This window comes from Enterobacter sp. Ap-867, from assembly GCF_011752855.1.
Classification (GTDB): domain Bacteria; phylum Pseudomonadota; class Gammaproteobacteria; order Enterobacterales; family Enterobacteriaceae; genus Cedecea.
Genome location: NZ_VWWS01000009.1, coordinates 165,666 through 190,912, shown reverse-complemented (window position 1 = coordinate 190,912; position 25,247 = coordinate 165,666). Strand labels below are relative to the sequence as shown.

The 25,247-nt window shown below is 52.9% G+C and carries 27 protein-coding genes and 1 other annotated feature; of the genes, 13 read left to right on the top strand and 14 right to left on the bottom strand.

Features of this window, described 5'->3' with window-relative positions; genetic code table 11:
- Positions 1-422 precede the first annotated feature (422 nt).
- The 3 genes from clpB to rluD form a co-directional block, all read right to left on the bottom strand.
- A complete protein-coding gene (clpB, locus tag F3J26_RS20615) occupies positions 423-2,996 on the bottom strand; it encodes an ATP-dependent chaperone ClpB (protein WP_166995734.1) in 2,574 nt (857 codons plus the stop codon).
- 130 nt (positions 2,997-3,126) lie between these two features.
- On the bottom strand, positions 3,127-3,858 hold the full coding sequence (gene yfiH / locus F3J26_RS20610) for a purine nucleoside phosphorylase YfiH (protein ID WP_166995732.1): 732 nt from the start codon (positions 3,856-3,858) through the stop codon (positions 3,127-3,129).
- Complete coding sequence (gene rluD / locus F3J26_RS20605) at positions 3,855-4,835, bottom strand: 23S rRNA pseudouridine(1911/1915/1917) synthase RluD (protein WP_008458156.1); 981 nt, start codon at positions 4,833-4,835, stop codon at positions 3,855-3,857. Before rluD ends, yfiH begins: the two co-directional genes overlap by 4 nt.
- A 133-nt stretch (positions 4,836-4,968) precedes the next feature.
- Between rluD and bamD the strand changes: the two genes are divergently transcribed.
- From bamD to pheA, 4 genes are all read left to right on the top strand, one after another.
- Positions 4,969-5,706, top strand: coding sequence for an outer membrane protein assembly factor BamD (gene bamD / locus F3J26_RS20600; protein ID WP_008458157.1), 738 nt, complete (start codon positions 4,969-4,971; stop codon positions 5,704-5,706).
- Positions 5,707-5,974: 268 nt separating this feature from the next.
- Positions 5,975-6,319, top strand: a complete 345-nt coding sequence (gene raiA / locus F3J26_RS20595) for a ribosome-associated translation inhibitor RaiA (protein ID WP_008458158.1) — start codon at positions 5,975-5,977, stop codon at positions 6,317-6,319.
- Positions 6,320-6,427: 108 nt separating this feature from the next.
- Positions 6,428-6,552, top strand: a sequence feature (Phe leader region).
- The gene (gene pheL / locus F3J26_RS22610; RefSeq protein WP_193216298.1) at positions 6,429-6,476 is read left to right on the top strand and encodes a pheA operon leader peptide PheL; all 48 of its coding nucleotides are present in this window, start codon (positions 6,429-6,431) and stop codon (positions 6,474-6,476) included. (Overlaps the previous feature by 48 nt.)
- Before the next feature lie 21 nt (positions 6,553-6,573).
- The gene (gene pheA / locus F3J26_RS20590; RefSeq protein WP_166995730.1) at positions 6,574-7,734 is read left to right on the top strand and encodes a bifunctional chorismate mutase/prephenate dehydratase; all 1,161 of its coding nucleotides are present in this window, start codon (positions 6,574-6,576) and stop codon (positions 7,732-7,734) included.
- 37 nt (positions 7,735-7,771) lie between these two features.
- Here pheA and F3J26_RS20585 read toward each other — a convergent pair whose 3' ends face one another.
- From F3J26_RS20585 to aroF, 3 genes are all read right to left on the bottom strand, one after another.
- Positions 7,772-8,644, bottom strand: coding sequence for an SMP-30/gluconolactonase/LRE family protein (locus F3J26_RS20585; protein WP_166995728.1), 873 nt, complete (start codon positions 8,642-8,644; stop codon positions 7,772-7,774).
- 77 nt (positions 8,645-8,721) lie between these two features.
- Positions 8,722-9,843 (bottom strand): bifunctional chorismate mutase/prephenate dehydrogenase, encoded by a 1,122-nt coding sequence (gene tyrA, locus F3J26_RS20580; protein WP_008458161.1) that lies wholly within the window; start codon positions 9,841-9,843, stop codon positions 8,722-8,724.
- 10 nt (positions 9,844-9,853) lie between these two features.
- A complete protein-coding gene (gene aroF / locus F3J26_RS20575) occupies positions 9,854-10,924 on the bottom strand; it encodes a 3-deoxy-7-phosphoheptulonate synthase AroF (protein ID WP_166995726.1) in 1,071 nt (356 codons plus the stop codon).
- A 540-nt stretch (positions 10,925-11,464) separates the two neighbouring features.
- Here aroF and yfiR point away from each other — a divergent pair.
- Genes yfiR through F3J26_RS20560 form a run of 3 tightly spaced genes read left to right on the top strand, consistent with a single transcriptional unit; the run spans position 11,465 to position 13,654 of the window.
- Positions 11,465-11,935: a regulatory sequestration protein YfiR gene (gene yfiR / locus F3J26_RS20570; RefSeq protein WP_157141415.1), complete on the top strand. Its 471-nt coding sequence runs from the start codon at positions 11,465-11,467 to the stop codon at positions 11,933-11,935.
- Entirely contained in the window at positions 11,928-13,172 is a 1,245-nt protein-coding gene (gene dgcN, locus F3J26_RS20565; RefSeq protein ID WP_008458165.1) for a diguanylate cyclase DgcN/YfiN, read from the top strand. Before yfiR ends, dgcN begins: the two co-directional genes overlap by 8 nt.
- Positions 13,169-13,654: an OmpA family protein gene (locus F3J26_RS20560; protein WP_166995724.1), complete on the top strand. Its 486-nt coding sequence runs from the start codon at positions 13,169-13,171 to the stop codon at positions 13,652-13,654. The genes dgcN and F3J26_RS20560 overlap by 4 nt, the downstream gene beginning before the upstream one ends.
- 230 nt (positions 13,655-13,884) lie before the next feature.
- Here the strand turns inward: F3J26_RS20560 and rplS are convergent, their stop codons facing one another.
- The 5 genes from rplS to ffh all read right to left on the bottom strand — a co-directional run bounded on the left by rplS (position 13,885) and on the right by ffh (position 17,501).
- Positions 13,885-14,232: a 50S ribosomal protein L19 gene (gene rplS / locus F3J26_RS20555; RefSeq protein WP_008458168.1), complete on the bottom strand. Its 348-nt coding sequence runs from the start codon at positions 14,230-14,232 to the stop codon at positions 13,885-13,887.
- 164 nt (positions 14,233-14,396) lie between these two features.
- A complete protein-coding gene (gene trmD / locus F3J26_RS20550; RefSeq protein WP_008458169.1) occupies positions 14,397-15,164 on the bottom strand; it encodes a tRNA (guanosine(37)-N1)-methyltransferase TrmD in 768 nt (255 codons plus the stop codon).
- A 46-nt stretch (positions 15,165-15,210) separates the two neighbouring features.
- Complete coding sequence (rimM, locus tag F3J26_RS20545) at positions 15,211-15,759, bottom strand: ribosome maturation factor RimM (RefSeq protein WP_008458170.1); 549 nt, start codon at positions 15,757-15,759, stop codon at positions 15,211-15,213.
- A gap of 18 nt (positions 15,760-15,777) precedes the next feature.
- A complete protein-coding gene (gene rpsP, locus F3J26_RS20540) occupies positions 15,778-16,026 on the bottom strand; it encodes a 30S ribosomal protein S16 (protein ID WP_038479704.1) in 249 nt (82 codons plus the stop codon).
- A gap of 113 nt (positions 16,027-16,139) precedes the next feature.
- A complete protein-coding gene (gene ffh / locus F3J26_RS20535; protein ID WP_166995722.1) occupies positions 16,140-17,501 on the bottom strand; it encodes a signal recognition particle protein in 1,362 nt (453 codons plus the stop codon).
- A 167-nt stretch (positions 17,502-17,668) separates the two neighbouring features.
- On the opposite strand from ffh, the gene F3J26_RS20530 reads away from it, so the two are divergent.
- Together F3J26_RS20530 and F3J26_RS20525 are read left to right on the top strand one after the other, a co-directional pair.
- Positions 17,669-18,457, top strand: coding sequence for a cytochrome C assembly family protein (locus F3J26_RS20530; RefSeq protein ID WP_008458173.1), 789 nt, complete (start codon positions 17,669-17,671; stop codon positions 18,455-18,457).
- A 20-nt stretch (positions 18,458-18,477) separates the two neighbouring features.
- Entirely contained in the window at positions 18,478-19,764 is a 1,287-nt protein-coding gene (locus tag F3J26_RS20525; protein WP_039286882.1) for an HlyC/CorC family transporter, read from the top strand.
- Positions 19,765-19,812: 48 nt separating this feature from the next.
- On the opposite strand, the gene grpE is transcribed toward F3J26_RS20525, so the two are convergent.
- Entirely contained in the window at positions 19,813-20,391 is a 579-nt protein-coding gene (gene grpE / locus F3J26_RS20520; RefSeq protein WP_008458175.1) for a nucleotide exchange factor GrpE, read from the bottom strand.
- A 123-nt stretch (positions 20,392-20,514) separates the two neighbouring features.
- On the opposite strand from grpE, the gene nadK reads away from it, so the two are divergent.
- The 3 genes from nadK to bamE all read left to right on the top strand — a co-directional run bounded on the left by nadK (position 20,515) and on the right by bamE (position 23,705).
- Complete coding sequence (nadK, locus tag F3J26_RS20515; protein ID WP_166995720.1) at positions 20,515-21,393, top strand: NAD(+) kinase; 879 nt, start codon at positions 20,515-20,517, stop codon at positions 21,391-21,393.
- A gap of 86 nt (positions 21,394-21,479) precedes the next feature.
- Positions 21,480-23,141, top strand: coding sequence for a DNA repair protein RecN (gene recN, locus F3J26_RS20510; protein ID WP_166995718.1), 1,662 nt, complete (start codon positions 21,480-21,482; stop codon positions 23,139-23,141).
- Positions 23,142-23,360: 219 nt separating this feature from the next.
- Entirely contained in the window at positions 23,361-23,705 is a 345-nt protein-coding gene (bamE, locus tag F3J26_RS20505) for an outer membrane protein assembly factor BamE (protein ID WP_166995716.1), read from the top strand.
- Between the two features lie 63 nt (positions 23,706-23,768).
- Here bamE and F3J26_RS20500 read toward each other — a convergent pair whose 3' ends face one another.
- Together F3J26_RS20500 and F3J26_RS20495 are read right to left on the bottom strand one after the other, a co-directional pair.
- Complete coding sequence (locus tag F3J26_RS20500; protein WP_166995714.1) at positions 23,769-24,059, bottom strand: RnfH family protein; 291 nt, start codon at positions 24,057-24,059, stop codon at positions 23,769-23,771.
- Positions 24,049-24,486, bottom strand: a complete 438-nt coding sequence (locus F3J26_RS20495) for a type II toxin-antitoxin system RatA family toxin (protein WP_008458184.1) — start codon at positions 24,484-24,486, stop codon at positions 24,049-24,051. The genes F3J26_RS20500 and F3J26_RS20495 overlap by 11 nt, the downstream gene beginning before the upstream one ends.
- 153 nt (positions 24,487-24,639) lie before the next feature.
- Here F3J26_RS20495 and smpB point away from each other — a divergent pair, with 153 nt between their 5' ends.
- On the top strand, positions 24,640-25,122 hold the full coding sequence (smpB, locus tag F3J26_RS20490) for an SsrA-binding protein SmpB (RefSeq protein WP_008458185.1): 483 nt from the start codon (positions 24,640-24,642) through the stop codon (positions 25,120-25,122).
- Positions 25,123-25,247 lie beyond the last annotated feature (125 nt).

Below are 25,247 nucleotides of genomic sequence, written 5' to 3'. Positions count from 1 at the left end.
AAAACTGTTTATAAAATCAGTAGTCACTCTTCAAGACTTGATATTTGTTTGCATCCGAAGATGCTGAGATATCAATCCTGCGAGTGCCCACACAGATTGTCTGATAAATTGTTAAAGAGCAGTGAGTTAGGCGCTTTCGCTTGCTAACTCGAGGTGGCGTATATTACGCTTTCCTCTTTCAGAGTCAAGCGTTTATTTTTGCTTTCGTCTGACTGACTACCGGGTTGTGAAGCCGCTTTCGAAGCCGCTTCGCCGTGTCAGTGGAGGCGCATTATAGGGAGTTCTCAGAGCCTGACAACCCCTAATTTGAAAAAACTTTCTGACCGCTCACTTTCCAGGCAAAAAGGATAAAACCCAGCCAGCAATGGCTGTTTTACAAACAAAAACGAGCCCAAATGGGCTCGTTTTTTACGTTGAGTGACTTACTGCACAGCCACAATGCGGTCGTCTTTGACTTCCAGCTTGATTGTTTTTCCAGGAATCAGCTCACCGGAAAGGATTTGCTGAGCCAATGGGTTTTCAATTTGCTGCTGAATAGCCCGTTTCAACGGACGAGCACCGTAGACCGGGTCGTAACCGTTCTCGCTGATGAGCTTCAATGCGTCGTCAGAGATACTTACGCCATAGCCACGCTCTTCCAGCCGGTTGTACAGACGCTGCAGCTGAATCTGAGCAATAGAAGCAATGTGGCGCTCCCCAAGAGGATGGAAGACAACAACCTCATCAATACGGTTAATGAACTCCGGACGGAAGCTTTGACTAACAACGCCCAGCACCAGATCCTTCATATGGCCGTAATCCAGTTCACCGAAACGCTCCTGAATTAAGTCTGAACCAAGGTTAGAGGTCATAATGACAACCGTATTACGGAAATCAACAGTACGGCCCTGCCCATCGGTAAGACGGCCGTCGTCCAGAACCTGCAACAGAATGTTAAACACATCCGGATGCGCTTTCTCTACCTCATCCAGCAGAATAACGGAATAAGGACGGCGACGAACGGCTTCCGTCAAATAGCCACCTTCTTCATAACCGACATAACCCGGAGGCGCCCCCACTAGCCGCGATACGGAGTGTTTCTCCATAAACTCGGACATGTCGATACGCACCATCGCATCGTCACTGTCGAACATAAAGTTCGCTAACGCTTTGCACAACTCAGTCTTACCTACCCCGGTTGGCCCTAGGAACAGGAACGAACCTATTGGGCGATTAGGATCGGACAATCCAGCACGGCTACGACGAATCGCGTTAGAGACAGCTTCGACGGCTTCATCCTGGCCAATCACACGCTGATGAAGCTCTTTTTCCATACGTAATAGCTTGTCGCGCTCACCTTCCAGCATTCTGGCTACCGGGATCCCGGTCCAGCGAGCCAGGACTTCGGCGATTTCTGCATCCGTCACTTTATTACGCAGCAGACGCATGGTTTTCCCTTCGCTTTGGGTTGCCGCGGCCAGCTGTTTTTCCAGCTCTGGAATTTTGCCGTACTGCAATTCAGACATCCGCCCAAGGTCACCCACGCGGCGAGCCTGCTCGATTGCTATTTTCGCCTGTTCAAGCTCAGCCTTAATGGTCTGCGTACCTGACAGCGAGGCTTTCTCCGCCTTCCACTCTTCTTCGAGCTCCGAATACTGACGCTCTTTATCTTCCAGCTCTTCATTCAACATGCTGAGGCGTTTCTGACTGGCTTCATCAGATTCTTTCTTCAACGCCTGTTGTTCCAGCTTGAGCTGAATAATACGGCGGTCAAGACGATCAAGCTCTTCCGGCTTGGAGTCTATCTGCATACGAATGCTGGATGCGGCCTCGTCGATGAGGTCGATGGCTTTATCCGGCAGCTGACGATCGGCAATATAGCGGTGGGACAGCGTAGCTGCCGCGACAATCGCCGGGTCGGTAATTTGTACATGGTGATGCAGCTCATAGCGTTCTTTCAGCCCACGCAGAATCGCAATGGTGTCTTCTACAGAAGGCTCTGCTACAAACACTTTTTGGAAACGACGCTCAAGCGCGGCATCTTTCTCTATATATTGACGGTATTCGTCGAGCGTGGTTGCGCCAACGCAGTGCAATTCACCTCGAGCCAGGGCTGGCTTAAGCATGTTCCCGGCATCCATTGCGCCGTCGGCTTTACCTGCGCCAACCATGGTATGTAGCTCATCAATAAACAGAATGACGTTGCCTTCCTGCTTAGCAAGATCGTTCAGCACACCTTTGAGACGCTCTTCAAACTCACCCCTGTATTTGGCACCGGCCACCAGCGCGCCCATATCCAGCGCAAGCACGCGTCGGCCTTTCAAACCTTCAGGTACTTCGCCATTAATGATCCGTTGTGCAAGCCCTTCGACGATGGCTGTTTTACCCACGCCCGGCTCACCAATCAGTACCGGGTTATTTTTGGTACGGCGCTGCAATACCTGGATAGTACGCCGAATTTCTTCATCACGGCCGATTACCGGGTCCAGCTTGCCTTGTTCAGCTCGCTCAGTTAAATCAACGGTGTATTTCTTCAATGCCTGACGTTGATCCTCGGCACCTTGATCGTTCACGTTCTCCCCTCCACGCATTTGCTCAATCGCGGCGGTTACGTTGGCTGGCGTTGCGCCTGCCGCTTTCAGCAGGTCGGTCAGAGTGCCGCGTGAGTCAAGTACCGCCAGAACAAACAGTTCTGACGAAATAAAGTTGTCGTTTCTTTTTTGTGCAAGTTTGTCGCACAGGTTCAGTACACGCACCAAATCCTGAGAAGGCTGAACGTCGCCGCCGGTGCCTTCTACCTGTGGCAGGCGGCTTAATGCCTGCTCGATGTCGGTACGTAATTTGCCCGCGTTGACTCCCGCAGAGGTCAGTAACGGACGCACAGAGCCCCCTTCCTGATTGAGCAGAGCGCTCATCAGATGCAGAGGTTCGATGAATTGATTGTCGTGCCCAAGAGCAAGAGATTGGGCATCGGCGAGAGCAAGCTGGAATTTATTGGTAAGACGATCCAGACGCATAACTCCTCCCATAAACAGGTCAAATTTGCTACTGGAGATTAAATGAGGTCATCCCTCAATTATTCAAGGTTAATGACCTGAAATATATGAAGCGCGAGCGACACGCACTGGATCGTCTTGATTCGATAGGTTATATCAGCCAGATGAAACTTGCCATACGACCCGTTGTTCTGTCGCGACGGTATGAGAAGAAATCGCCACTTTCGGTCCAGGTACAGCGGTCACCGCCGTACACCTGCGTAACACCCACGTTCGCCAGCCGCTGCCTTGCAAGCTGGTAGATATCAGCATAGTACTTTTCGCCCGCTGCGCTAAAAGCGTTTGCCGCTTTTTCGTCCTTCGCCATAAAGGCTTCGCGAACTTCCGGCCCCACTTCGAACGCCTGCGGACCAATAGCCGGCCCTAGCCAGGCGCGAATATTCTGTGGGCGATCCTGGAAACAGGCTACCGTCTCTTCGAGCACGCCTTCACATAAACCGCGCCAGCCAGCATGCGCTGCCGCAACTTCAGTTCCGGCCTCATTACAAAACAGCACCGGCAGACAATCCGCCGTCATCACCGCGCAAACCGTCCCCGGCGTATTGCTATAAGAAGCATCCGCTCGCTTTGAGGCATATGGCTCGCCCGTTAGCTTCAACACAGTTTTCCCGTGAACCTGCTCAAGCCAGACCGGCTTCGAAGGCAAGCCTGCGGCTGCATAAAATAGCCGACGATTCTCTTCAACATCAGCCAGATCGTCGCCGCAATGGGCACCCAGATTCATCGAGTCATACGGTGCGACGCTAACGCCACCCACGCGGGTTGAGCTACAGGCAGCAACGCCTTCAGGAAGAGGCCAGTGCGGGACGATCGTTTTGGTCATAGCCAGTCCAGTTGGTCTTTATGGGTTTCGGTATCAGCGCGTAAAGCTTCGATCAGTTCAACCATATCCTGTGGGATTGGCGCGCTCCACTCCATCAGAATACCACTGATAGGATGGTACAGGCGCAGCATGGTTGCGTGTAAGGCCTGGCGATCAAACTTGCGCAGTACGCTGACGAACTCTTCCGATGCGCCTTTCGGCGGACGAGGACGCCCACCGTAAAGCTGATCGCCCACCAGCGGATGGCTGATATGCGCCATGTGCACGCGGATCTGGTGAGTACGGCCGGTTTCCAGACGCAAACGCAGGCGCGTATGCACGCGGAAGTGCTCCATAATGCGATAGTGAGTGACCGCCGGTTTGCCCATTGGATGCACTGACATGTGGGTACGTTTAGTTGGATGGCGGCTGATTGGTTCTTCAACCGTACCACCGCCTGTCATATGACCAATTGCAACGGCTTCGTACTCACGGGTAATTTCTCGCAGTTGAAGGGCTTCAACCAGACGAGTTTGCGCCGGGACAGTTTTTGCCACAACCATCAGGCCGGTGGTGTCTTTATCCAGACGATGAACAATGCCCGCGCGAGGCACATCCGCAATTGGCGGGTAATAGTGCAGCAACGCATTGAGCACAGTACCGTCCGGATTGCCTGCACCGGGGTGCACAACGAGGTCGCGTGGCTTGTTGATCACCAGAATATCTTCATCTTCGTAGACGATATTCAGCGGGATATCCTGAGCCTCCCAGCGGACCTCTTCTTCAATTTCAGCATTGATGGTTACGCTTTCGCCACCCAACACTTTCTCTTTCGGCTTGTCCCAGACAACGCCGTTGACCGTAACTCGCTGGTCAAGAATCCATTCTTTTATGCGCGAACGCGAATAATCCGGGAACAATTCGGCCAATGCCTGATCTAAGCGTTGACCCAGTTGTGAATCGGACACCGTTTCGGTGAGTTGTACTAGTTGTGCCATAGACAGCTTCTTTCGTTAACGTTGGGTTTTACGGCAATGCCGTTTAATATAATGTGCTATTGTAGCTGGTCTTTATCGGGAGCCGGAACACGAACTCTCCCGGAAATAACATTACTTAGGAAAGTCAAACGTCATGACGCGCATGAAATATCTGGTGGCAGCGGCCACGTTGAGCCTGGCTTTGGCTGGTTGCTCCAGTTCCAAGGATGAGGTTCCTGATAATCCGCCTTCTGAGATCTACGCGACTGCCCAGCAAAAGCTGCAGGACGGTAACTTTAAAGCGGCGATAACGCAACTGGAAGCGCTGGATAACCGCTATCCATTCGGCCCGTACTCTCAGCAAGTGCAGCTCGACCTGATCTACGCCTACTACAAAAATGCGGACTTACCGCTGGCTCAGGCGGCGATCGATCGCTTTATGCGCCTCAATCCTACGCATCCAAACATCGACTACGTACTTTACATGCGTGGCCTGACGGACATGGCGTTGGATGACAGTGCGCTGCAGGGTTTCTTCGGCGTTGACCGTTCCGACCGGGATCCACAGCACGCACGCGATGCCTTTAACGACTTCTCGAAGCTGGTGCGCGGCTACCCGAACAGCCAGTACGTTACCGATGCGACTAAACGTCTCGTGTTCCTGAAAGATCGCCTGGCGAAGTATGAGCTTTCCGTGGCGCAATATTACACGAAACGCGGCGCGTGGGTGGCAGTAGTTAATCGCGTAGAAGGTATGCTGCGTGATTATCCTGACACTCAGGCCACCCGCGATGGCCTGAAGCTGATGGAAAATGCCTACCGCGAGCTGCAGATGCCGGGTCAGGCAGAGAAAGTCGCGAAGATCATTGCCGCCAACAGCAGCAACACCTGATCGACAATATAACAAGAAAAACGGCAGCCTCGGCTGCCGTTTTTTTATCTGCCGACGCGAAAACTGAAACGGTTTAGCGTCAGGTCATCCCATCCAATATGGACGTGATTTCTGATAACCACAAGCCTTAAAAGCACATATCCTGTCCTGCCTCACAAAAAGGTCTCCTTGACAAAAAGTGACAAAATAACGTGATTTACATCACACATTTTGACATTAAGAACGGTATGCTGGAGTTACCAAGACGGCAAAGACAAGAGGTAAATTTATGACAATGAACATTACCAGCAAGCAAATGGAAATCACCCCAGCTATTCGCCAGCATGTCGCCGACCGTCTCAGCAAACTGGACAAGTGGCAAACTCATCTCATTAATCCACATATTATCTTGTCCAAAGAGCCTCAAGGTTTTGTGGCTGATGCCACGATTAACACACCGAATGGGCACCTCGTAGCCAGTGCCAGACATGAAGATATGTATACGGCTATCAACGATTTGATCAACAAACTGGAGCGGCAGTTAAATAAAGTGCAACACAAAGGTGAAGCACGTCGCGCAGCAGGTTCAGTGAAAGACGTGTCCTTCGCAGAAGCAGAAGCTGACGAAGAGTAATACATCACTCTCCTTCCACTCACCGCAACGCGCCTCCGGGCGCGTTTTTTATTGACAGAACGAAAACAGAGCAGGTACTTTACCTCTCAGATTCCTCAGGAAACCTGACATGAAACTTTTCCCGTTCTTCTTCGCATTCTTTTTTACCTTCCCCTGACTGGGAGGCAATTCGTCGTGTGATAAAGAATGCGAAGACGAACAAACAAGCCTCCCAACCGGGAGGCTTTTTTTATGGACACCGAAAAGGTAGCGTTATGACCGAAATTAATCCGTTGCTGGCCCTGCGCGATAAAATCAGCGCGCTGGATGAAAAGCTGTTAGCCCTGCTGGCAGAGCGCCGCCTGCTAGCGGTTGAAGTTGGCAAAGCCAAACTCGCTTCTCACCGCCCGGTACGCGATATCGATCGTGAAAGAGATTTACTGGAACGCCTGATTACTCTCGGTAAAGATCACCATCTCGATGCCCACTACATCACGCGCCTGTTCCAGCTCATTATTGAAGATTCTGTTCTGACCCAGCAAACTCTGCTGCAGCAGCACCTGAACAAAACGAACCCTCACTCTGCCCGCGTCGCTTTCCTCGGCCCCAAAGGTTCTTATTCTCATCTTGCTGCGCGCCAGTATGCCGCGCGCCACTTTGAGCAGTTCATCGAAAGCGGCTGTGCCAAATTCCACGACATCTTCAATCAGGTGGAAACCGGCCAGGCCGATTACGCTGTCGTGCCAATCGAGAACACAAGTTCGGGGGCCATTAATGACGTCTACGATCTACTGCAGCACACCAGCCTGTCGATTGTTGCCGAAATGACCGTGCCGATTGACCACTGCGTACTGGTTTCCGGTTCCACCGATCTCGAGGAAATCCAAACGGTTTATAGTCATCCTCAACCTTTCCAGCAGTGCAGCCAGTTCATTAATCGTTATCCACACTGGAAAATTGAATACACCGAAAGTACCTCTGCCGCGATGGAAAAAGTCGCTCAGGCCAACTCTCCTCGCGTTGCCGCTTTGGGCAGCGAAGCCGGCGGCGCACTTTATGGCCTGCAGGTGCTGGAGCGTAACCTCGCGAACCAGACCCAGAACATCACTCGCTTCATCGTTCTGGCCCGTAAGGCCGTCGAAGTGTCCGATCAGGTACCAGCGAAAACTACATTGCTTATGGCGACTGGCCAGCAGGCCGGTGCCCTTGTAGAAGCACTTCTGGTATTACGCAACCACAGTCTGATCATGACTAAGCTGGAATCGCGCCCAATCAACGGCAACCCGTGGGAAGAGATGTTCTATCTGGATATTCAGGCAAACCTGAAAGATGAGAGTATGCGTAAGGCGCTGCGCGAGTTGGGGGAAATTACTCGCTCTCTGAAAGTGCTCGGCAGCTACCCAAGCGAAAACGTGGTACCGGTCGACCCGGCCTGATCACAATGCCAGCCCGGCTAAAACCGGGCTGCACAAATCACACTTCCCGAAACTTCAGTTTTTCCATTCCGGCCACCGCAACGCGGAGGGTGAAAAGCGCCCCGGAAAGCGGTAATCGGGCCACTTCATCTTCATCCATGTTTTCTCTGGTGGTGGTAATAAACAGCGTTTTCATATCCTCGCCGCCAAAACAGACCATTGTCGGGCAACGCACGGGCAAGCGATGCTCTTCCACAATCTCACCCTGAGGAGAAATGCGCACAATGCGGTAGCCATCAAACAACGCCGTCCAGTAATAGCCTTCGCAATCCATCGCCGCGCCATCAGGAATGCCCTCACCTTCGGCAAACCGCCTGAAGGCTTCACGTCGGCCTGGCTCGCCTTGCTCATCCAGCGGCGTGCGGTAAATCACGGCATTGGGCGTGTCAGAGGTATACATCCATTTGCCGTCCGGGCTAAATGCAAGCCCGTTTGCGCCATGAATATCATGCTGAACTACATGCGGCGTCAGATCGTTATCCACCCGGCAAAGTAGCGCGCCGTTGTAATCCCCTGGCCCCCAGAACGTGCCGGCATAAAAACGCCCCTGCCTGTCGGTGCCGCCATCGTTGAAACGCGCCAAATCCGGGTTGCTCGGGTTATCACAGACTTTGCCCACGATCAGCCCAGTATTATTGGTTAGCCAGATACCGCTTCTCATCGCCACGATAAATCCGCCGGACTCACGCAAGGCAAAACAGCCTACTTCTTCAGAAAACTGAATAACGTCATGTTTGCCGCTGGCCAGATGGTAGCGGTGGATTTCATTCTCCAGAATATCCGTCCAGTAGAGGCTGCCTTCTTCTGCACTCCACGTAGGGCATTCGGGTAAGTGACCGGTATAGTCGAACAGCAACTGCGGCTCAGCCATTTCAGGGATCCTTTTGACAAACAAAAAAGCCAGCGGGCAAACTCCCACTGGCTTTTGATTATAAGACCTTTTGGCACTTACTGACGGTTATCATTTGCCTGCCGTAACAGAACGCGGCTCTCATTCTGGAAACGCTGCGCGTAATCCCCGAACCAGTGCTCCACTTTCCGGAAGCTGTCGATAAACGCCTGCTTGTCGCCATGTTCCAGCAGGCCGATCGCCTCGCCGAACCGTTTATAATAACGTTTGATCAGCGCCAGGTTACTTTCCGACGACATGATGATGTCGGCATAAAGCTGTGGATCCTGGGCAAACAGTCGGCCCACCATCGCCAGCTCCAGGCGGTAAATCGGCGAAGACAGCGCCAGCAGCTGTTCAAGCTGCACATTTTCTTCCGCCAGATGCAGGCCATAGGCGAAGGTCGCGAAGTGGCGCAACGCCTGAATAAACGCCATGTTCTGGTCATGCTCAACCGCGCTGGAGCGGTGCAAGCGCGCACCCCAGACCTGAATCTGTTCCAACAGCCACTGATAGGCTTCAGGCTGACGACCATCACAGTAGACCACAACCTGTTTTGCCAGACTGCCGCTATCCGGGCCAAACATCGGGTGCAGGCCAAGAACCGGGCCCGAATGTACGGCAAGCATCGCCTGCAGCGGGCCATTCTTCACCGACGCTAAATCCACCAGGATGCAGTCCGCCGGCAGCGGAGGCAGCTTAGCGATAACCTGCTCGGTGATATGAATCGGTACGCTGACAATCACCATGCCCGCATCGGCCAGCAGCGCCGGTGCTTTGTCCCAGTCTTCTTTTTCAAGAATACGAACCTGGTAGCCGGAAAGCGTCAGCATTTTTTCAAACAGACGGCCCATCTGGCCACCGCCGCCAACAATCACCACCGGACGCAAAGCAGGATGCAGGGTTTTAAAGCCCTTGTCGTTCTCGCTGGAGTACGACTCGCGCATCACGCGGCGCAGCACGTCCTCAATTAAATCCGGCGGAACGCCCAGAGCTTCAGCCTCTTTGCGGCGAGACGCCAGCATGGAGGTTTCTCGCTCCGGCACATAAATCGGCAAGCCGAAGCGGCTTTTTACTTCCCCCACTTCCGCTACCAGTTCCAGCCGCTTAGCCAGCAAATCCAGTAGTGCTTTATCTACTTCGTCGATTTGATCGCGCAGTGCGGTCAATTCAGCCACCATAGTAAACCTCTTATGCCTGACGAGCCGCCAGCACGCCGCTCAGATCTTTGTGGATCTCACGCAGCAGGCTGTCCGTAGTTTCCCAGTCGATGCATGCATCGGTAACGGACACGCCGTATTTCATTTCGCTACGCGGCTGCTCTGATGATTGATTCCCTTCATGGATATTACTTTCAATCATCAGGCCAATAATAGAGCGGTTACCATCTTTAATCTGGGCAATGGCGGATTCGGCCACGCCCGGCTGGCGACGGAAGTCTTTATTTGAGTTGCCGTGGCTGCAATCGATCATCAAGGACGGACGCAGGCCTGCTATCTGCATTTCGACTTCACACTGGGCAACATCCGCCGGGCTGTAGTTAGGTGCTTTACCGCCGCGCAGAATCACGTGCCCATCCGGGTTACCCTGAGTCTGCAGCAGGCAAACCTGCCCTGCCTGGTTAATGCCCACGAAGCGGTGCGGCATTGCCGCGGCGCGCATCGCGTTAATCGCCGTGCCCAGACTGCCATCAGTCCCATTTTTAAAACCAACCGGCATAGAAAGACCGGAAGCCATTTCGCGGTGAGTCTGGGATTCAGTGGTACGGGCACCAATTGCAGACCAGCTAAACAGGTCACCCAGGTATTGCGGGCTATTGGGATCCAGCGCCTCGGTTGCCAGCGGCAGCCCCAGGCTTACCAACTCAACCAGCAGGCGACGCGCAATTTTCAGCCCTGCTTCCACATCAAACGAGCCATCCATGTGCGGGTCGTTGATAAGCCCTTTCCAACCCACGGTCGTACGAGGCTTTTCAAAATAGACGCGCATCACGAGGTACAGACTATCGCTAACTTGTTCAGACAGAGCTTTAAAACGACGAGCGTATTCAATCGCAGCTTTCGGATCGTGGATCGAGCAAGGTCCACAAACAACCAGCAGGCGCGGATCGCGGCCAGCAATAATATTGGAGATCGTCTGGCGGGACTGCTCAATTTGCGCTTCCTGAGCCGCAGTGAGTGGAAATTCCGCTTTAAGCTGATCCGGCGTGATGAGTATCTGTTCGTCAGAGATATGAACGTTGTTAAGCGCGTCTTTTTGCATGATGTCTGCCCTGTATTTAGCTCGTTTGCGATAGTCGTTTCCTCGTAGAGGAGGCCTTACTGTAACCGCCGACAGTAAAGATTGCAATCCATTATACGTAAATTAATCGTTACACAACCAATTAAACGCCGCATTAAATCGCCAAGTTCGTAAATAAAAGATTACACAAAACATAAAAATGCACATTTTACGGTCAAACCTGCATGACTAAACAAAAGCGCGCGTAAAAATTCATTCCACCTTCTATGCTGATATTATCCCCCACGTGTGCGTTTTTCGTGGGGAAACCGATAACGATTTACAGCATCATTCCAGGGTTATTCTCGTTATTATTTTGGATAATCAGGAATATCATCACACCTGGGAATGAATGACGGAAATACGTGGGAGTGATATGCTCAAAGGCAACATCATAAATAATAAAGACTGGCTTCACCGGCCAGGATGCTTTTGGGCTGGTGGCACGTGAAAACCACGTCTCAACTCCGCGGGCTGACGTTATTTTTAACATTTATCGTCCTCGCGCTAACGATATTCAGGATGCAGGCTGCACAGGCAACAAGCCCCGTGCTGCCCGACAAAGTCCGCACTACAGTGGCCGGGATTGTCAGCTACACCCGCTGGCCTCAGCTACAGGGGCTTCCAAAGCTCTGCATATTTTCAACGGCAGCCTATGCCACGACGCTAAGCACAAAAAATAGCGATATTTCATATCAACCCCTCCTCGTTCAGTCATCAGACGAGGCATTGCGAGCGAACTGCGACGGGATATATTTTGGTAACGAGTCACCACAACAGCAGTTGCAATTAATAGAACGTTATCAATCCCGGCCCTTATTGTTAATTGCCGAGCAGAACCCACAATGCATAATTGGCAGTGCTTTCTGCCTGAATATTCATAATGACGCAGTTTCTTTTTCGGTAAACCTTGATGCCCTCAGCCGCAGCGGCGTCAGGGTTAGTCCGGATGTATTACTGCTGGCTCGGCCAGGGAATAATAGTCATGAATAAGGATTTGACTACGCCGTCACGTCCAACGTTTAAAGGAACGTTACGTAGAATCAGCATAATCAGCGTGGTTATTGCCATGCTGGCTGTCTGGCTGCTGCTTTCCGTCGCTTCGATGCTGACGCTAAAACAGTATGCGCAAAAAAACCTCGAATTGCTGGCGGTGACTGTAAGTCATAGCCTGGAAGCCGCCGTTGTTTTCCGTGATGGCACCGCGGCCAATGAAACCCTGGCCGTGCTGGGCAAGCAAGGGCAATTCACCGCCGCAAAGGTGGTAGATGTTAATGGTCAGGAGCTCACGCACTGGCAGGCAGATAAGCCGTCTCAGCATGACATGGTGAGTGGCCTGGTGACCCGATGGCTATATCCTCATCCGATCAGGCAGCCTATCTGGCATAACGGGAAAATCATCGGGGAAATGCGGCTGATAGGCACGGATGCTACCGTGACTTTGTTTGTCTGGCTCTCATTAGGCGTGCTGACGGCCTGTATTTTACTCGCGTCAGTTATCGCCTTAGGCATTTCACGCCATTTACATCGCGATATTGATGCCGCGCTGCAGAATATTACTGACGTTGTCCACGACGTTCGCAGCAACCGTAACTTTTCTCGCCGCGTATCACCGGAAAAAATTGAGGAGTTTCACCTCTTTGCCCAGGACTTCAACAGCCTGCTGGATGAGATGGAAGAATGGCAAAAACAGCTTCAGCTGAAAAATGCTTCGCTGCAGAAAACGGCCCTGCAGGACTCATTGACGGGCCTGGCAAACCGAGCAGCCTTCCGAACCGCGCTGGATAAACTGATTGCAGATCCCGAAATACTCCAGAACAGCGCCTTGCTGTTTATGGACGGCGACAACTTCAAATTTGTTAACGATACCTGGGGACATGCGGCCGGGGATGCTGTGCTTATTGAAGTCGCAAAACGGTTACAGGTGTATGCCAATACGCGCCACCTCGCCTTCCGTCTCGGCGGGGACGAATTTGCCATGCTGCTTCATTCTGTGAACAGCGAAGAACAAGCCGCTTCCGTGCTGGAACAGTTAAAAGAAATGGTCGAGCAGCCGATCCTTTTACCAGGCGAGCACTGGGTCACCATGACCCTAAGCATCGGCGTTGCGCTCGCGAAAGATATCACCTCAGCGGAAAGCCTGATGGAAACTGCTGATCGCAATATGTACATAGAAAAACACAAGCAACGTGAGTTGCTAATAAAACCGCCCCAAAGGGATACATTATGAAAGCTTCACGCTTATTTGCACCGGCAATCCTCTTCTCGTTTCTGTTAACTGGCTGTCAGGCACCGCCATCGGCGTTCTCTCCTGAACAGGTTGCCGCGATGCGCTCGTACGGATTCTCTGAGTCAAACGACGGCTGGTCACTTGGACTGTCAGACAAGATCCTGTTTGGTAAAAACCAGTACAAGCTGCAGCCTGAAAGCTACCAGACCATCCAGAGTATGGCCGCTAAACTCTCTGCGACCGGCCTGAAACACGCCCGCATGGATGGTCACACGGATAACTACGGTGAAGACGGCTACAACGAACAGCTCTCCCTCAAGCGCGCTAATATCGTGGCAGATGCCTGGGCCGAAGGTGCTCACATCCCACGCAGCAACCTCACAACCCAAGGTTTGGGTAAGAAATACCCGGTGGCCAGCAACAACACCGGCGAAGGCCGAGCGGAAAACCGCCGCGTCGCGGTCGTCATCACCGCCCCATAATCAAGGCCGATTTAGAGCATAAAAAAGGGCTGCCAGATGGCAGCCCTTTCCGTCCGGTGACAAACAGCCGAAAAACGTGGTTTCCGACTGTTTGGGGCAAACAACAAAACACAATTCACATGTTTTTCAGCCAGAGTGATGACCTTTACAAGCGCACGATGCTTTCTTTTTCCCATAAAAAAGGGCTGCCAGATGGCAGCCCTTTTATTTGGATGTCGCCTAAGCGAATCTTAGTTAAGACGCTCTTTGATACGAGCAGACTTACCAGTACGCTCACGCAGGTAGTACAGTTTAGCTTTACGAACGGCACCACGACGCTTAACAGTAATGCTGTCGATTACTGGGGAGTGAGTCTGGAATACACGCTCAACACCTTCGCCGTTGGAAATTTTACGAACAGTGAATGCAGAGTGCAGACCGCGGTTACGGATAGCGATAACCACGCCCTCAAATGCCTGCAGACGTTTTTTAGAACCTTCAACGACCCATACTTTCACTTCCACGGAGTCGCCCGGACGGAAGGAAGGTACATCCTGTTTCATCTGTTCTTGTTCAAGTTGCTTAATAATATTGCTCATAATTTATCTCTTATCCTGGGTAAACTGATATTTCCCCGTCATATTTGAAGCTGCATCTGCGCTGGCTGCTCTCCTTCACCCAAATCACTTACTGAAGTAAGCTCATCGGGATTCACTCGCTTGCCGTCTTGCTGCAACTCCAACTATTTTGGGGTTAAGGGGGCTTACGCCTGCCCATCATGTTTATGTTGCTGTTGCGTATGCTCTTTTTTGAACTCCGCCAGCAACCTTGCTTGCTCTTCAGTCAGAGCCAGGTTTTCCAAAAGTTCAGGTCTTCTAAGCCAGGTGCGGCCCAGCGACTGTTTCAGGCGCCAACGGCGAATTTCCGCATGGTTCCCCGACAATAACACTGCCGGTACTTCCATGCCATCCAACACTTCAGGACGGGTGTAGTGAGGGCAATCCAGCAACCCTTCAGCAAACGAATCTTCGGTTGCCGATGCTTCATGCCCCAGAACGCCCGGAATAAACCGGGAGACTGAGTCAATCAGCGTCATCGCTGGTAGCTCACCGCCGCTGAGAACGTAATCGCCGATTGACCATTCTTCGTCAATTTCGGTTTGGATCACGCGCTCATCGATCCCTTCGTAACGGCCACAAACCAGAATTAACTTCTCATTTGCTGCCAGTTCACTGACGCCCGCTTGATCAAGCTTGCGCCCCTGAGGTGAAAGATAGATAACCTTAGCACCTTCCCCTGCCGCTGCTTTCGCTGCGTGGATAGCTTCCCGCAAAGGGTTAACCATCATCAACATTCCCGGTCCGCCACCGTAAGGACGATCGTCCACGGTACGGTGCCGGTCATAGGTGAAGTCGCGTGGACTCCAGCTTTGAATGCTCAGCAGGCCATTTTTTACTGCCCGGCCAGTTACCCCGTAATCGGTAATTGCGCGGAACATCTCAGGAAACAGGCTAACGACACCAATAAACACAAGCCAATCCCCACTATGCTAGCGACTACCGTATGATTTCGGAGTTTTAAAAACCAGGATCCCAGTCTACTTCAATGGTTTGAGTAGCGAGATCGACTTTCTTGATAACCTGCCCATCGAGGAACGGAACCAGCCGCTCCTTGATGCCAAATGCATCCTTCAGGTTTGCCTTGATGACGAGAACGTCATTCGAGCCGGTTTCCATCATGTCGATGACTTTACCGAGCTGGTAGCCCTGAGTGGTCACTACCTGGCAGCCCATAAGGTCTTTCCAGTAGTAGTCACCCGCTTCAAGAGCCGGCAGCTGTGTTGAATCCACGACAATTTCGCAATTGGTCAGAAGATTCGCGGCATCCCGATCGTCAACGCCTTGCAGCTTGATGATCAGATCCTGATTGTGGTGCTTCCAGCTTTCCAGCTGTACTTGCTGCCACTGACCGCCGCGCTGGATAAACCAAGGCTGGTAGTCAAAAATGCTTTCGGCGTCTTCGGTGGAGGAAAACACTCTGAGCCAACCACGAATACCGTAGGAGGAGCCCATCTTGCCCAACACAATTGGGTTAACAGGAACCTGTGCGGCGAGTTGCTTGCTCATCATGACCACCGTGACAGATTAAGCTGCTTTCTTAGCTTCTTTGATCAGCGCAGCAACGCGATCAGAAACGGTTGCGCCCTGGCCAACCCAATGTGCTACGCGATCCAGATCCAGGCGAACGCCTTCTTCTTTCTCGTTAGCGATAGGGTTGAAGAAACCAACGCGCTCAATGAAGCGACCGTTACGTGCATTACGGCTATCAGTAACGACAACCTGGTAGAACGGACGCTTTTTAGCGCCGTGACGTGCTAAACGAATAGTTACCATAACATCCTCTTTAGTGAATAAAACGCCGGGCCCCATCGAGGGATGGAGCCCGGTGTCATATTAAAAGCCCGAAAATTTTACTCATTTCGGCGTAAAAAGCAATCGAAAAGAGCTTAGCGGCCAGGGAAACCTGGTGGCATCATCCCTTTCATACCGCGCATCATTTTGGCCATGCCGCCTTTCTTCATTTTCTTCATCATGCGCTGCATGTCGTCAAACTGCTTCAGTAAGCGGTTAACGTCCTGCACCTGCATGCCGGAACCCTGCGCGATACGGCGCTTGCGGGAGCCTTTGATGATGTCCGGCTGTGCGCGTTCTTTCAGCGTCATCGAGCTGATAATCGCCTCCATACGCACCAGCACTTTGTCGTCCATCTGGGATTTGACGTTATCAGGCAACTGGCCCATGCCCGGCAGCTTGCTCATCATGCTCGCCATGCCGCCCATGTTCTTCATCTGCTTGAGTTGTTCAAGGAAGTCGGTCAGGTCAAAGCCATCGCCTTTTTTCAGCTTGCTGGCGAGCTTCTCAGCCTGCGCGCGGTCAACCTTGCTTTCGATATCTTCAATCAGCGACAGCACGTCGCCCATGCCGAGGATACGGGAGGCAATACGGTCCGGGTGGAACGGCTCCAGCGCTTCGGTTTTCTCCCCCACGCCGAGGAACTTGATTGGTTTGCCGGTGATATGGCGAATAGACAGTGCCGCACCGCCGCGGGCGTCACCGTCCACTTTAGTCAGCACCACGCCGGTCAGCGGCAGCGCTTCGTTGAAGGCCTTCGCGGTATTCGCCGCATCCTGACCGGTCATGGCATCGACCACAAACAGCGTTTCTACCGGCTTAATCGCGGCATGAACCTGTTTGATTTCGTCCATCATTGCTTCGTCGACGTGCAGACGACCGGCGGTATCCACCAGCAGCACGTCGTAGAACTTCAGCTTCGCTTCTTTCAGCGCGGCGTTAACGATATCGACAGGCTTTTGCTGCACATCAGACGGGAAGAAGTCCACCTCAACCTGTTGGGCCAGAGTTTCCAGCTGTTTAATCGCCGCAGGGCGATAAACGTCCGCTGAAACCACCAACACTTTTTTCTTCTGCTTCTCGCGCAGGAATTTACCTAACTTACCGACGCTGGTGGTTTTACCGGCGCCCTGCAGGCCAGCCATCAGCACAACTGCCGGTGGCTGAGCCGCGAGGTTCAGGCTGCTGTTCTCTTCGCCCATCGCGGAAACCAGTTCAGCGCGAACGATTTTGACGAACTCCTGGCCCGGGGTCAGGCTTTTATTGACTTCATGCCCCACCGCTTTTTCTTTAACGCGGCTGATAAAATCACGCACTACCGGCAGCGCAACGTCCGCCTCCAGCAGCGCCATGCGCACTTCGCGCAGTGTCTCTTTAACGTTTTCTTCGGTTAGCCGCCCACGGCCGCTAATATTGCGCAGGGTACGCGACAGACGGTCTGTTAAATTATCAAACATGGTATTTTGCCTAACGTGGTAACTGGGGCCGCTGCTCGCGACACAAAACTGAATTTGGCGGATTATATCATGAAGCCGCCTCGGGTGTGATCCAACGGTTGGAGCAGGCGACAGGTAACGTTATACTGGCTTTTTTGTTCTCTGGCCAATTTGACCGACACATTAATATGCCCGTTTTCGCCATTCTTGCGCTTGTAGCCTACTCCGTCAGCCTGGCGCTGATCATTCCCGGTCTTCTGCGGAAGAACAGCGGATGGCGACGCTTTGCCATTTTGTCCGCCGCTATTGCCCTGGTCAGCCATGCGCTGGCGCTGGAAGCGCGCTTCTTTACCGTCGATGGCGGGCAAAACCTGAGCCTGCTGAACGTAGGGTCCCTCGTCAGCCTGATGATTTGTACGGTAATGACCATTGTCGCCTCTCGTAATCGGGGCTGGCTGCTGTTACCGATTGTTTACGCCTTTGCGCTGATAAATCTGGCGCTGGCGACCTTTATGCCCAACGAGTTTATCACCCATCTCGAAGCCACTCCGGGAATGATGGTGCATATCGGCCTGTCGCTCTTTGCCTATGCGACGCTGATCATTGCCGCGCTGTACGCTTTGCAGCTGGCGTGGATTGACTACCAGTTAAAGAACAAAAAGCTGGCCTTCAGCGCGGAAATGCCGCCGCTGATGGTGATCGAACGTAAAATGTTTCATATCACCCAGGTGGGCGTTGTCCTGCTGACGTTGACGCTGTGCACCGGCCTGTTTTACATGAAGAACCTGTTCAGCATGGAAAACGTCGATAAAGCCGTGCTGTCGATTCTCGCCTGGTTTGTCTACGTCGTTCTGCTGTGGGGGCACTATCATGAAGGATGGCGCGGCCGCCGCGTAGTCTGGTTCAACGTTGCCGGCGCGGGCATTTTAACCCTCGCTTATTTTGGCAGCCGTGTCCTGCAGCAGTTCGTTAGCTAATCTCTTAAAGGAAATCACTTTTGGAACACATCTCAACCACCACGCTGATCGTCACCCTGATCATCATGGTGGTGGTGTCCGCGTACTTCTCCGGGTCAGAAACCGGCATGATGACGCTAAACCGCTACCGCCTGCGCCACCGCGCCAAACAGGGCAACCGGGCAGCGAAGCGCGTTGAAAAACTCCTGCGCAAGCCAGACCGCCTGATCAGCCTGGTGTTAATCGGGAACAACCTGGTCAATATTCTGGCTTCTGCATTAGCGACTATCGTCGGCATCCGCCTTTACGGTAACGCAGGCGTGGCAATAGCAACCGGTGTTTTAACCTTTGTTGTGCTGGTGTTTGCCGAAGTACTGCCTAAAACCATCGCCGCGCTGTATCCCGAAAAAGTCGCCTATCCAAGCAGCTGGCTGCTCGGCCCGCTGCAGTTCCTGATGATGCCGCTGGTCTGGCTGTTGAATACTATTACCCGTCTGCTGATGCGCATGGTTGGCATCAAGGTTGACAACATTATTAGCACCGCCCTCAGCAAAGACGAGCTGCGAACCATCGTGCATGAATCCCGCTCGCAAATTTCGCGGCGCAACCAGGATATGCTGCTGTCGGTCCTGGATCTGGAAAAGGTCAGCGTCGACGACATCATGGTGCCGCGGAACGAAATCGTCGGTATCAATATTAATGACGACTGGAAGTCCATCGTCCGCCAGTTAACACACTCCCCGCACGGCCGCATAGTGCTGTACCGCGACAGTCTGGATGATGCCATCGGCATGCTGCGCGTCCGCGAAGCCTACCGCCTGATGACCGAGAAAAAAGAGTTTACCAAAGAGGTGATGCTGCGCTCGGCCGATGAGATTTACTTTGTGCCTGAAGGCACCCCGCTCAGCGTGCAGCTGGTGAAATTTCAGCGCAATAAAAAGAAAGTCGGCCTGGTGGTAGATGAATACGGCGATATCCAGGGCCTGGTGACCGTAGAGGATATTCTGGAAGAGATCGTCGGTGACTTCACCACGTCCATGTCCCCTACGCTTGCGGAAGAAGTGACGCCGCAAAACGACGGCTCGGTCATTATCGAAGGCAGCGCCAACGTGCGAGAACTCAATAAAGCCTTTAACTGGACGCTGCCGGAAGACGACGCCCGCACGGTAAACGGGATGATTCTGGAAGAGATTCAGGAAATCCCGGCAGCTGGAACCCGCATCCGGCTCAGTCAGTACGACATCGATATTCTAGACGTACAGGACAACATGATTAAGCAGGTGCGCGTCACGCCGGTGAAGCCTTTGCGGCAAAGCGTTGAGCAATAGACGTAAAAAAGCCAGCCTCCGGGCTGGCTTTTTACTTTCGGCAATAAATCAGGCTTTGGCTACGGAAACCATCGCGGCACGAATAGTACGGCCGTTCAGGGTGTAACCTTTCTGCATCACCATCAGCACGTTATTTGGTGCAACGTCGGCAGATTCAACCATCGCAATCGCCTGGTGCACGTCCGGGTTAAACGGCACGTTAGTTTCGCCCACCACTTCCACGCCGAACTTGCGAACCACATCCAGCATCGACTTCTGGGTCAGCTCAATGCCTTCGATCATTGGGGCTAAATCCGGGTTGGACTTGTCGGCCACTTCCAGCGCGCGATCCAGGCTGTCGATAACCGGCAGCAGTTCGTTCACGAACTTTTCCAGGGCGAACTTGTGCGCTTTCTCGATATCCTGTTCGGTACGGCGACGCAGGTTAGCTAAATCAGCCTGGTGGCGCGGCTCAATTTCACGCTCGCGCTGCTTCATTTCTGCCAGTTGAGCCTGCAGATTTGCAATCTCTTCGTCGCGCGGATCCACGACATCGGCACCTTCTACGGCCTCGACTTCTTCGTGCTGATCCATGACGATATCTTCCGGGGCTTGCTCGTTAGGTGTTTTCTGTTCTTTACTACTCATGAAATTCTCCGCGTTTTTAGCATTCATCTCGCTGCTTCGCTTATTATGGGGATCAGTTTCAGGGTTTCAAGGGAACCTGTCATATTGTCGCAGGAACGTCTGCGAATAAGGACCACCAGGATAATGAACAAACATTTCAACTGCATCGGTATTGTCGGGCATCCGCGTCACCCCACCGCTCTGACCACGCATGAAATGCTCTATCGCTGGCTGTGCGCCAAAGGCTATGAAGTGATGGTGGAACAGCAAATCGCCCAGGAGCTAAACCTCAAGCAGGTGAAAACCGGCACGCTGGCGGAGATAGGCCAGCAGGCTGATTTGGCCGTGGTCGTCGGCGGGGATGGCAATATGCTGGGCGCCGCTCGGGTGCTTGCTCGCTATGACATAAAAGTCATTGGCATCAACCGTGGCAACCTGGGTTTCCTGACCGACCTTGACCCGGACAATGCCCAGCAGCAGTTGGCGGACGTTCTTGAAGGGCATTACATCACCGAAAGCCGCTTCCTGCTCGAAGCCCAGGTCTGTCAGCATGATACGCCTACGCGCCTCAGTACCGCGATAAACGAAGTGGTGCTTCACCCCGGTAAAGTCGCGCATATGATTGAGTTCGAAGTCTATATCGACGAAATCTTTGCGTTTTCACAGCGCTCTGACGGGCTGATTATCTCCACGCCGACCGGCTCGACCGCCTACTCGCTTTCCGCTGGTGGCCCGATTCTTACGCCTTCGCTGGATGCTATTACGCTGGTGCCGATGTTCCCGCATACGCTGTCTGCGCGCCCGCTGGTGATCAACAGCAGCAGCACCATTCGCCTGCGTTTTTCCCATATGCGAAGTGACCTTGAAATCAGCTGCGACAGCCAGATTGCTTTGCCTATTCAGGAAGGTGAAGATGTACTCATTCGCCGCTGCGACTACCACCTCAATCTGATTCACCCGAAAGACTACAGCTATTTCAACACATTAAGTTCGAAACTCGGCTGGTCAAAAAAATTGTTCTAAAAAACCACCTGGCCACTTTACTGTATATAAAACCAGTTTATACTGTATGAAAACACAGTTATGATTTTTCATACAGGAGAGTGGTCATGCTCGCTCAACTCACCATCAGCAATTTCGCTATCGTTCGTGAACTTGAAATAGACTTTCATCACGGGATGACGGCCATTACCGGGGAAACCGGTGCCGGTAAATCTATTGCCATAGATGCGCTGGGCCTGTGCCTGGGCGGTCGCGCGGAAGCGGACATGGTGCGTTCAGGTGCAAATCGCGCGGATCTCTGCGCCCGCTTTTCCCTGAAAGACACCCCGGCTGCGCTACGCTGGCTGGAAGAAAACCAGCTGGAAGACGGCAGCGAATGCCTGCTTCGCCGCGTGATCAGCAGCGATGGCCGCTCCCGGGGCTTTATCAACGGTACCGCCGTGCCCCTTTCCCAACTGCGCGATCTCGGTCAGTTGCTTATCCAGATTCATGGCCAGCACGCCCACCAGCTGTTGCTCAAGCCCGAGCATCAAAAAACGCTTCTGGACGGCTATGCCGGCGAGCAGGCGCTGATTCAACAAATGGCAGAACGCTACCGCGAATGGCACCAAAGCTGCCGTACTCTGGCGCAGCATCAGCAACTGGCTCAGGAGCGTTCAGCCAAAGCCGAACTGCTTCACTACCAGCTCAAAGAGCTGAATGAGTTTTCTCCCGTTGCCGGTGAATTCGAACTGATTGATGAAGAGTACAAGCGCCTCGCCAACAGCGGCCAGCTGCTCTCCACCAGCCAGCAGGCGCTGGACGTGCTGGCCGACGGGGAAGAAAGCAATCTACAAAGTCAGCTGTATACCGTGCGCCACCTCATGGGTGAACTGGTGGGCATGGATAACAAGCTCTCTGGCGTACTGGATATGCTGGAAGAAGCCGCCATTCAGATTTCCGAAGCCAGCGACGAACTACGCCATTACTGCGATCGTCTGGATTTGGATCCAAACCGTCTTTATGAACTGGAACAGCGTATTTCTCGTCAGATCTCTCTGGCACGTAAGCACCACATCACGCCTGAAGAGCTACCCGATTTCCACCAGAAGTTGCTGGATGAACAGCAGTTACTGGATGAGCAAACCGGGTCGCTGGAAGCGTTGCTGCAGGCCGTTGCCCAACATCATCAGCAGGCGCTTGCCGTGGCGCAGGCGCTGCACCAAAGCCGGGCCAAACATGCCAATGAACTGTGCCAGTTGATTACGGAAAGCATGCATTCGCTCTCCATGCCGCACGGAAAGCTCGCCATTGACGTCGAATTTAACGAAAACCACCTCACCGCCGAAGGCGCTGACCGCATTGATTTCCGCGTCAGCACCAACCCAGGGCAGCCGCTGCAGCCGCTGGCAAAAGTGGCCTCGGGCGGCGAACTTTCTCGCATCGCGCTGGCGATTCAGGTGATCACCGCCCGAAAAATGGAAACACCGGCGCTGATCTTCGATGAAGTCGACGTGGGGATCAGCGGCCCGACCGCCGCGGTGGTGGGTAAACTGTTGCGTCAGCTAGGCGAGTCTACTCAGGTGATGTGCGTCACTCACCTGCCGCAGGTTGCCGGCTGCGGTCACCACCATTTCTTCGTCAGCAAAGAAACCGACGGAGAAATGACCGAAACGCATATGCAGCCGCTGGACAAACGTTCTCGCCTACAGGAGCTTGCTCGTCTTCTCGGCGGCAGTGAAGTGACACGCAACACGCTGGCCAATGCCAAAGAGCTGCTGGCCGCCTGAGGCTTTACAATGCACGGTGTATCCAGCGCCGTGCATTGTGCAAAAAACACCCGCCCCACTCGCTAATCCGACTTTCTGCCACCTTTTCAACCAACTTTTTTATGCTCCCACTGTCAGAGTTGAGCGCCTTGAGGTTTTAAACTGCTTAAAGGTCTATTATCATCGGCATAATACGAATGAGCCACGCACTACTCCGGCCCGAAAAGGAATCAAATCACTATGCGTTGTAAAATGCTGACTGCTGCCGCAGCGGTTCTTCTGATGTTGACCGCAGGCTGTTCCACTCTGGAGCGAGTGGTTTACCGCCCAGACATCAACCAGGGTAACTATCTGGCACCTAATGATGTGTCCAAACTCCGCGTGGGCATGACCCAACAACAGGTGGCCTATACCCTAGGGACGCCAATGATGTCCGACCCGTTCGGCACCAATACCTGGTTCTATGTCTTCCGCCAGCAGCCGGGCCACGAGAACGTGACTCAGCAGACGCTGACCCTGACCTTTAACAGCAGCGGCGTACTGACTAACATCGACAACAAACCAGCCCTGACCAAAGCGGAATAAGGCTGGATCGATGCATAAAAAAAGGTGCCTGAGGCACCTTTTTTTTGTCACTGTCATACAGAGTTATTTCTGGGCAGAACGTTCAGCACGCTGGCGACGTAATTCTTTCGGGTCGGCAATCAGCGGCCGGTAAATCTCAACCCGATCGCCGTCATTCACTTTATCCCCCAGCTTTACCGGGCGGCTGTACACACCGACTTTGTTTTTCGTCAGATCGATATCGTCACGAAGTTCAAGGAGGCCAGAGGCGACAATCGCCTGCTCAACCGTGCTGCCTTCCTCAAGCTTCACCTGGCGCAGGTACTGTTTTTGCGGCAGAGCGTACACCACCTCAACCTGAATCTCACGCGGCACGGTAAACCTCTTTGGCGCGGGTAGTGAATGCCTGAACCATGCTGCCGGCAAGCTCTTTAAAGATACGGCCAAAGGCCAGCTCAATCAGCTTATTGGTAAATTCGAAATCAAGCTGGAACTCAATCCGGCAGGCATCTTCACTGAGCGGCGTGAACTTCCAGCCACCCATCAGCTTTTTGAAGGGGCCATCCACCAGATGCATCAGGATACTCTGATTGTCGGTCAGGGTATTTCGGGTAGTAAAGGTTTTGCTGATCCCGGCTTTTGAAACGTCGACCGCCGCCGTCATCTGATTAGCCGATGCGTCAATCACCCGGCTACCGGTGCAGCCAGGTAAAAATTCCGGGTACGAATTCACGTCGTTCACTAACTGGTACATCTGCTCGGCGCTGTAGGGCACCAAAGCAGTACGGCTAATCTGCGGCATAACAATTCCTGGGAGTCATAAATCGGACAAATAATAACATTTATCACCGCGCAAACAAAAACTCTCTGCCGCTCATGCTAAGATAAGCGCTTCCTCCTCGCGCAGGCCGCGGGGTGTCTTTGAACTCCTGGATTACATATACTGAGCAGCACTATGACTAAGAAAAAAGCACACAAACCAGGCTCAGCCACCATTGCGCTAAACAAGCGTGCCCGCCACGAATACTTTATCGAAGATGAGATTGAAGCGGGTCTCGCGCTGCAAGGCTGGGAAGTAAAATCATTACGTGCCGGGAAGGCAAACATCGGCGACAGCTACGTTATCTTTAAAGATGGCGAGGCTTATCTGTTTGGCGCCAACTTCACGCCGCTGACCGTCGCCTCCAGCCACGTCGTCTGCGATCCTACCCGTACCCGCAAACTGCTGCTTAACCAGCGCGAGCTGGACAACCTGTTCGGTAGCGTCAGCCGCGACGGTTATACCATCGTCGCCCTGTCCCTCTACTGGAAGAACGCCTGGTGCAAAGTGAAAATAGGCGTAGCGAAAGGTAAGAAGCAGCATGATAAGCGTTCCGATGCGAAAGATCGCGAATGGGCTGTAGATAAAGCCCGCATCATGAAAAACGCCGGCCGTTAAGGCAATTCTTTCAGCTCCGCACTCCACTGGCTCTTCTTCTGAAGAGCCAGTATAAAAAAACACACGCACTTTTAGTTATCAGCTATTATTGCGCAGTCAAATATTGGAGCATCTGAATGAGTTAA

Coding starts and splice junctions, on each gene's coding strand:
- raiA (WP_008458158.1), top strand. CDS start 5,975: ATGACAATGAACATTACCAGCAAGCAAATGGAAATCACCCCAGCTATT.
- ffh (WP_166995722.1), bottom strand. CDS start 17,501: ATGTTTGATAATTTAACAGACCGTCTGTCGCGTACCCTGCGCAATATT.
- rpsP (WP_038479704.1), bottom strand. CDS start 16,026: ATGGTAACTATTCGTTTAGCACGTCACGGCGCTAAAAAGCGTCCGTTC.
- smpB (WP_008458185.1), top strand. CDS start 24,640: ATGACTAAGAAAAAAGCACACAAACCAGGCTCAGCCACCATTGCGCTA.
- dgcN (WP_008458165.1), top strand. CDS start 11,928: ATGAATAAGGATTTGACTACGCCGTCACGTCCAACGTTTAAAGGAACG.
- bamD (WP_008458157.1), top strand. CDS start 4,969: ATGACGCGCATGAAATATCTGGTGGCAGCGGCCACGTTGAGCCTGGCT.
- rluD (WP_008458156.1), bottom strand. CDS start 4,835: ATGGCACAACTAGTACAACTCACCGAAACGGTGTCCGATTCACAACTG.
- F3J26_RS20585 (WP_166995728.1), bottom strand. CDS start 8,644: ATGGCTGAGCCGCAGTTGCTGTTCGACTATACCGGTCACTTACCCGAA.
- recN (WP_166995718.1), top strand. CDS start 21,480: ATGCTCGCTCAACTCACCATCAGCAATTTCGCTATCGTTCGTGAACTT.
- F3J26_RS20495 (WP_008458184.1), bottom strand. CDS start 24,486: ATGCCGCAGATTAGCCGTACTGCTTTGGTGCCCTACAGCGCCGAGCAG.
- F3J26_RS20530 (WP_008458173.1), top strand. CDS start 17,669: ATGCCCGTTTTCGCCATTCTTGCGCTTGTAGCCTACTCCGTCAGCCTG.
- rplS (WP_008458168.1), bottom strand. CDS start 14,232: ATGAGCAATATTATTAAGCAACTTGAACAAGAACAGATGAAACAGGAT.
- clpB (WP_166995734.1), bottom strand. CDS start 2,996: ATGCGTCTGGATCGTCTTACCAATAAATTCCAGCTTGCTCTCGCCGAT.
- nadK (WP_166995720.1), top strand. CDS start 20,515: ATGAACAAACATTTCAACTGCATCGGTATTGTCGGGCATCCGCGTCAC.
- yfiR (WP_157141415.1), top strand. CDS start 11,465: ATGCAGGCTGCACAGGCAACAAGCCCCGTGCTGCCCGACAAAGTCCGC.
- pheA (WP_166995730.1), top strand. CDS start 6,574: ATGACCGAAATTAATCCGTTGCTGGCCCTGCGCGATAAAATCAGCGCG.
- rimM (WP_008458170.1), bottom strand. CDS start 15,759: ATGAGCAAGCAACTCGCCGCACAGGTTCCTGTTAACCCAATTGTGTTG.
- F3J26_RS20560 (WP_166995724.1), top strand. CDS start 13,169: ATGAAAGCTTCACGCTTATTTGCACCGGCAATCCTCTTCTCGTTTCTG.
- grpE (WP_008458175.1), bottom strand. CDS start 20,391: ATGAGTAGTAAAGAACAGAAAACACCTAACGAGCAAGCCCCGGAAGAT.
- yfiH (WP_166995732.1), bottom strand. CDS start 3,858: ATGACCAAAACGATCGTCCCGCACTGGCCTCTTCCTGAAGGCGTTGCT.
- bamE (WP_166995716.1), top strand. CDS start 23,361: ATGCGTTGTAAAATGCTGACTGCTGCCGCAGCGGTTCTTCTGATGTTG.
- tyrA (WP_008458161.1), bottom strand. CDS start 9,843: ATGGTGGCTGAATTGACCGCACTGCGCGATCAAATCGACGAAGTAGAT.
- aroF (WP_166995726.1), bottom strand. CDS start 10,924: ATGCAAAAAGACGCGCTTAACAACGTTCATATCTCTGACGAACAGATA.